Source organism: Allorhizocola rhizosphaerae, from assembly GCF_003426775.1.
Taxonomy (GTDB): domain Bacteria; phylum Actinomycetota; class Actinomycetes; order Mycobacteriales; family Micromonosporaceae; genus Allorhizocola; species Allorhizocola rhizosphaerae.
The window spans coordinates 63,504-70,074 of the sequence record NZ_QJUG01000007.1; the positions used below are offsets into that span (position 1 = coordinate 63,504).

The following is a 6,571-nucleotide window of genomic DNA, read 5'->3' on the forward strand; positions in this document are numbered from 1 at the left end:
TTTACTGGTCAGCCGACCCGGATCGGGATGTGGGTGAACCCCCGCAGCGCCAGCTGGTCGAGCCGCGTCGAGGCGCCGGCCGGGGTGATCATGGGGAAGCGGCGCACCAGGCGGGAGAAGGCGATCTCGCCCTCCAGCCGGGTCAGCGCCGCACCGGGGCAGAAATGCGGGCCTGCACTAAATGTCAAGGCGGCGTTGGCGGGCCGGTCGGGGTCGAACACCCCGGGCTTGGGAAACCGGCTCGGATCGTGGTTGGCCGCGCCGAACATGACGAGCACCGTGGTGCCTGCGGGCACGGTCACGCCATAGACCTCCGCATCCTCGGCCGCGTACCTGGTGGTGAACTGGGCCGGGGCCTCCATCCGCAAGAACTCGTCGACGAAAGCCGAGGCTCGCGAAGGGTCCTCACGCAGCTCCGGCATGCGGTCGGGGTTGTCGAGCAGGATCGACAGTCCATTGCCGAGCAGGTGTGTCGTGGTCTCGAAACCGGCGTTGAACAGAAGGGTCAACGTCGCCAGCAGCTGTGTCTCGGTCAGGGCAGCGTCGGATTCCCAGCCTTGCACAAGGGCGCTGACCAGATCGTCGGCCGGGGACTTGCGCCGTGCATCGACCAGTCGGGCGAAGTACTCCATGAGCTCGGCGGCGGCTTCGTCGCCCGCTGCCAGCTTGCCGGCGTCGCCCCCGTCGAGGACTCCGCCGATCGCGATGACGTGCGGCCGGAACCACGCCCGGTCCTCCTCGGGCACGCCCAGCAGCGCGCCGATCACGTTGGACGGTAAGGCGTAGGCGAACTCGGCCATGAAGTCGACCGGCTCACCCGCGGAGCCCTTGGCGGCGATGGTGTCCAACAGCTCGTCGACAAGCCGGATGATCGAGTCGGTCAGCGCGGTGATCCGGCGCGGGGCGAAGGCCCAGCTCACGTGGCGGCGCAGCCTCCCATGAGTCGGATCGTTGCTGAACATCATGGAGTTCATGAAGACGACCAGGGCGGGATGCTCGCGCCAGCTCGGCCTGGTCTGGTCGACGCGTTCGGCGTCGATGACGCGGAAGTTGGGATCGCGCAACAGCTGGTGCACGGCGTCGTAGCCGTGGATGGTCGCGCTCGGCCGTGGTTGACTCAGGTCGAGGGCCTGCCCGTGCGCGTGCAGGCTCGCGTAGAACGGATATGGGTTGGCTCTGCCCTCCTTCGTGAAAAGCGCGTCATAGGCTGCGCGTGCGTCCACAGTCCCCCCAAAAAGGCCGCCCGACGTTCGAGAAATTTAGAACGACTCTATGCCAGACCTGCGAGTTCGTCAATATCGACAACTGGCTATGCTCGCGTGAACCTCCCACCCATAGGATTCACGCCCCGCGATGGGGGCATCCGCTTCAGCCGTTACCGCGGCGCTAATTACTTCGGTCACTTGATGCGGCCCAGTTCAATCTGAAGAAGTTGTTTGCGCATGACCCATCGACCAATGCGTTAAGTTGCGCAGAGGTGCTATCGATCTCTGCCAACGGCACGTCCGGGTCGAGAGTCGGCATGGCAGCGTTCGCGGGTGGCCGAGGTTCAGGCCAGGCACTTCAATCCTGTGATGCCGTTGGCGAGTTCCGTGCCTGCGGCGCTGAGCACCCGGACTGAGTTCACCTCACCGACGTAAGCGATTTCGGACGCGGCGTCGCACATGCGCTTTGCCGTGGCGGTATCCGCGTCGGCCAGCGAGGTGGCGATCACGACCGTGGGGGGAGGACCCAGCAGAAGTCGCGGACCCGACAGGCGCTGGTCACGGCCGCGCGCGAGCTGCTGGCGCAGGGCACCACGCCGAAGGTCGAGGACGCGGCCGAGCATGCGCACATCTCACGAACCACCGCCTACCGCTACTTTCCCAATCAGCGCGCATTGCTGCTCGCCGCCCAACCGCACATCCAGCCGGACACGCTGCTCGACGACGACGCCCCTGACGAACCCAGCGCGCCTCGACGCCCTCATGGCCGCGTTCACCCGCTACAACTTCGAATGGGAGCCCCAACTGCGCGCCGCACTGAGGCTGTCACTGGAACCCGGGGCCGAGAAACCACTCCTGCGGCAGGGCCGCGCCATCGGCTGGATCGAACAGGCGCTGGCACCGCTGCGTGACAGCCACCCCCGCGTCGACATAACACGGCTGGCCATCGCGATCCGCTCCGCCACCGGCATCGAGTCGCTGATCTGGCTCACCGACGTCGCGGGACTCACCCGCGAGCAGGCCGCGCAGACCGTGCGCCACACCGCTCGCGCCCTGCTGGACGCCGCAGTCGCCGGTCAGGCGGCGGCGGGGACGGGTTGGTCGAACTAGGTGCGGTAAAGCTCGGCATACCAGCCGTCGCGGCCCACCAACGTACGACGCCTCGATCCCGCGCAAACTCATCATCCTTGACCAGGTACAGGCAAGCCTTCACCGCGTACCAGATGGGACTGATCCGGCCCGCCGGATGAGAACTCAGCCCACAACCATCCGGCGCCCGCAAAGGGGAATCGAGAGCCGGACAATTCCGCAGCCGACATGCGCATGTCGAGAATCTTGATCTCAGGGTCTCGGTTAGGTGTCCTAATCGGACGCTCGCCACCGCGTCTCAATACCGAATCTATCCTATTCGGACGGCCGTGACGTCGTCTCACCACCGAACCGTCAGTGAGACGGCTCGCGCGGCGTCGCTTCACGCCGTGATCTATTCGGCGCTGTGCTTCAGGGAACCATTGACGGACCGGCCATCCACCACAGAGACCCGGCGCGCGCGAGCGCCGGTGCCATTTTGCCGTGGACAGTGCCGCGCCCCCGGAAGTCGATCAGGAGGATGAAACCGAAGTGACAGCGCCGGCTGGTTTACTGCGACCATGCTTCAGCGTGGTCGGTGGTGTTGGCAGCGACTCCCTGTTCGTGGGCATGGTGAGTGGGCGAAGCTATAACGGTCTGCCACGTCACACCTCGGCCCGTCGCCCAGGGATTCGCTGAATCCACGGCTACCGCCGCGGCACGGTCACCGGCCCTCGCGGTCGGCGATTCCACGATCCAGGGCGCTGGCGCTTTGCGGGACCACAGAGTCCGCCGAAACCGCTGGCAAACAAGATGGAAACCACGCAAAACGCAGGAGTGCACAGGCAGCGGAGCGGATCCCGTGAAAGGGATCTCCTCAAGGCAGAGGAGGCATGACGTGCGTCAAGGATTACGTGGCCTGGTAATGGCCGGGTTGCTGGTCGGATTGCTGGCCAGCGGGTCGCCGGCCAACGCGGTGACACCGAGCGTGGCGGTCGCCACGGGGCGCCACACCTACACGGGCACAATCGACGGGGCTGACTTCAGGATTGAGACGCCGTGGCGGTGGAACGGCACCCTGGTGCTGTTCAGCCATGGCAACTGGCCGGTCGGGTTCCCGCCACCGGGTGGGATCTGGCTTTCTAACCGGCCGCCGGACCGGTCCCGGACCGAGGCGTGGCTGCTGGACAACGGCTACGCGCTCGCGGCTTCGAACTTCAAAGGCGTCACCGGTTTCGCGATGAAAGACGCGCTGCAGGACCAGATCGCGTTGCTGGACTGGTTCGAGGCGAACATCGGGCGGCCGCACCGCACGGTTGCCACTGGGCATTCGAACGGGGCGGCGATTTCGGCACTGCTCGCCGAGCGTCACCCGCACCGGTTTGCCGGAGTGGCGACCGCGTGCGGCGAGTTCGACCCGCCCGGAACCCTCAACACGGCGCTGGACATGCTTTTCGCGGTCAAGGCCCTGCTGGTACCGGCTGATCAGCAGGACATCGAACTGGTGCGGTCCCGTGACCCGGACCGCGGCAACGAGGTCCTTGGCAACGCGATCCGCGTCGCCGTGACGACACCGCAGGGCCGCGCCCGCATCGCGCTGATCGCCGCGCTGGGCAACATCCCGGGCGCGTTTTCCGCGCACGAGCCGGCGCCGCGGCCCGGCACGCAGGACTGGGTGGGCAAGCAGGCGGACTGGATCATGGGCTACGTCATTTTCGGTGGACCGAAGGAGCGGTCCGATCTGGAACGCCGTGCCGGCGGCAATCCCTCGTTCAACACCGGCATCGACTACCGCCGCCTGCTGAGCCGGTCCAGCCAGACCGAACTGGTCCGTCGCGCGTACCATGCGACGCCGGGTGTGGACCTCAACGCCGACCTGGACCGGCTCAACGCCACGCAGCGGATCGCCGCCGACCCGGCCGCTCTGGCCTACATGGATCAGTTCGCACTGCCGTCCGGGCGGATCACGATGCCGTTCATCACCCTTCACACCGAGCAGGACGGCGGCGCAGTCGCCGAACACGAGCGGTGGTACGCCGGCCAGGTCCGCCGGCATGGTGACCCGGCAAACCTGCGCCAGGTGTATGTGGACCGCGGGATGCACTGCGCGTTCAGCGACGCGGAAGAGCTGGTGACCCTCCGCGCCCTGTTTGAGCGGATCGACACCGGTCGTTGGCCAAACCTGAGCCCGCACCGGCTCAACACGGCCGCGGGCGTGTTCACCGACCCGTACCACCAGGTCCTGGACTTCACCACGTTCCAGGACAAACTCATGCGCCCGGCGTTCACCAATTTCACCCCAGCGCGGTTCCTGCGCCCGTCACGCTAGTTTCGTGAGTCGTTAATTCGGCTGTCCCAGAGGCAAGGGCACGTCTCCATTTGCGCCGCGGCGGCGGTCCTGAAAGGCGCTGCGATGGCCATTCGTCAGGACCCAGACTGGATTTGCAGGGTGACCAGTGAGTAGATGCTCGATACTGTGCCCAGGCCCAGGGTGCACAGGGTGATATCGGTCGCGGGGCCAGTGACGGTTTGGATCACCGAGCCGCCTTGGAAGAGTCCTGAGGTGACGTTGCCGGTTACGGTGACGACAAGGGCCGCCCCGACGACGGTGGCGGTGGTGTTGCCGGAGATGGTGGATTTCTGCCCGGTGTTCCAGGTGATGGTGAACGTCAGTGGTGAGCTGTCCAGCAGGTCAAGACAGGACCGATTCGGGTAGCTGATCGCGGCGGTGCGGGAGCCGGAGGTCAGGCCGGGGGCGCTGGCCGCCGTGCAGGGTCCGTACTGCGTGGAAACCTGAACCGTGACCGGCTGCGGGGTGTTGGTCAGGGGCGGTGTGAAGGTCGAGGTCTGGCTGCTGGGCGGACCGCAGGTCACGCCCAGTGCATCGGCCGCGGCTGGTGGCGCCATGACCGCTGGAGCGGTCATGATGGTAGCTGCGATAACAGACTAGATCCGAACATTGCGCCAGCGCATGACCGCTCCTTTGATCGATGAATATCGACCGATACTAACGCGATACCCACCATCGAGACCCTTGTCGTCACGCGGGAGGGTATACGCGACCTTGACGCGCCGTTAGCGGCATTGACCGCGTCGATGAACTCGGTGGCACGCTCGGCGTCTCAGCCGCAACGACGGTCTATCCGCCAGGAACGCGCACCCTGTTGGCGGCACAGTTTCCAGAGTCACGTGCCGCAGGCCGTGGTTGCGTCCCCACCGCTCGGCCACCTGCATACGGCGCCGTCCGACACCGCGCCGCTCGTGGCCATCAGCAGCGGCAAGCTCGCCGACGCACACGTCCACCTCCCCTCTGAAGTGCTGGCGGGTGCCAACCGTCACCACGCCGACGATGTTGCCTTGGCTCTCCGCGACAAAGACTGCGTGGTGATCGGTGTCGGCCCGGGCCAACGATTCACGGACCCAGCCCGTCACGGCCTCAAGGACGGCCTGCTTATCCCGCCACGACGCCACACCAACGATGAGCCGCGGCGCCCAGGACCCACTTCCACGGCCCACTGGCGGCCGCCACGATTTTTCAAACACCGTTTGCGGGTACCGAAAAGGCCGCGTCGTGGTGTCCAATGAGGACACTGTCCTCGACGCGGATCCCGGTCGCACCCACCGCGGGTGCCGAAATCACGCCAAGAAACAGGCCCGGCCGTCAGATCTGTCGTTGTTGGGGTTGGTCGAGGTTGGCGAGGTGGGCGCGGATGGTGGGTACGTCCGCCCCGGTGTCTTCGGTGTGGTCGGTGCCGAGACTGGTGAGGATGTCTATGGCGTTTTGCCAGTGCTGGCGGGCTTGTTCGTGTTGACCCTTGGCATGATGGGCGTGGGCGAGCCCGTCATGGGCGCGGGCTTGATCTGCGGGTTGGGCAAGAACGGTCGCGAGTTCAAGCGCCTGCTGATGGTGGACAAGGGCACTGGCTTGGTCGCCGATGGCGTGATGGAGCCGGCCGAGGCCGTGCATAGCTTCGAATTGCCAGTTGCCGCTGCCAAGCTCGCGGGCCAGGCCAAGTGCCTGGTCATAGTAAGCAACGGCCAGCTTATGTTGGCCCAACGCCGAATGGGCGTAGCCCAGGCCGCTGAGCGAGGCCATCTCGCCGTCGCGGTTGCCGGTGGTTTGAGCGATGTGCAGTGCCCGTTCAAGGTGGTCGGCGGCCTGCTGATAGCGGCCCTGCACCCGGTGGACTTGGCCGAGGTTGGTCAGCGCCCGCATTTCGCCGTCGCGGTTGCCGGTGGCTTGGGCGATGTGCAGTGCCCGTTCAAGGTGGTCGGCGGCCTCCTGGTGGCCATCCTGC

7 protein-coding genes are annotated in these 6,571 nt (G+C 66.2%); 2 read left to right on the plus strand and 5 right to left on the minus strand.

Annotated elements, in window-relative coordinates; genetic code table 11:
* Window positions 1-8: 8 nt before the first annotated feature.
* Window positions 9-1,223 carry a cytochrome P450 gene (locus DM816_RS02710; protein WP_117208437.1) on the minus strand — a complete coding sequence of 405 codons (1,215 nt, stop codon included), beginning with the start codon at window positions 1,221-1,223 and terminating at the stop codon, window positions 9-11.
* Between the two features lie 326 nt (window positions 1,224-1,549).
* A complete protein-coding gene (locus DM816_RS44125) occupies window positions 1,550-1,828 on the minus strand; it encodes a hypothetical protein (protein WP_246001467.1) in 279 nt (92 codons plus the stop codon).
* Here DM816_RS44125 and DM816_RS44130 point away from each other — a divergent pair.
* Together DM816_RS44130 and DM816_RS02720 are read left to right on the plus strand one after the other, a co-directional pair.
* Window positions 1,784-2,116 (plus strand): TetR family transcriptional regulator, encoded by a 333-nt coding sequence (locus DM816_RS44130; protein WP_246001469.1) that lies wholly within the window; start codon window positions 1,784-1,786, stop codon window positions 2,114-2,116. The two genes, DM816_RS44125 and DM816_RS44130, sit on opposite strands and share 45 nt — an antisense overlap.
* Before the next feature lie 1,055 nt (window positions 2,117-3,171).
* Window positions 3,172-4,602: an alpha/beta hydrolase family protein gene (locus tag DM816_RS02720; protein ID WP_211588518.1), complete on the plus strand. Its 1,431-nt coding sequence runs from the start codon at window positions 3,172-3,174 to the stop codon at window positions 4,600-4,602.
* Window positions 4,603-4,697: 95 nt separating this feature from the next.
* Here the strand turns inward: DM816_RS02720 and DM816_RS02725 are convergent, their stop codons facing one another.
* The 3 genes from DM816_RS02725 to DM816_RS02735 form a co-directional block, all read right to left on the minus strand.
* Window positions 4,698-5,198, minus strand: coding sequence for a hypothetical protein (locus tag DM816_RS02725; RefSeq protein ID WP_162907031.1), 501 nt, complete (start codon window positions 5,196-5,198; stop codon window positions 4,698-4,700).
* 150 nt (window positions 5,199-5,348) lie between these two features.
* The gene (locus DM816_RS45605) at window positions 5,349-5,891 is read right to left on the minus strand and encodes a GNAT family N-acetyltransferase (RefSeq protein ID WP_117208440.1); all 543 of its coding nucleotides are present in this window, start codon (window positions 5,889-5,891) and stop codon (window positions 5,349-5,351) included.
* Between the two features lie 43 nt (window positions 5,892-5,934).
* The coding region (locus tag DM816_RS02735; RefSeq protein WP_162907033.1) for a tetratricopeptide repeat protein at window positions 5,935-6,571 on the minus strand (637 nt) is incomplete at its 5' end.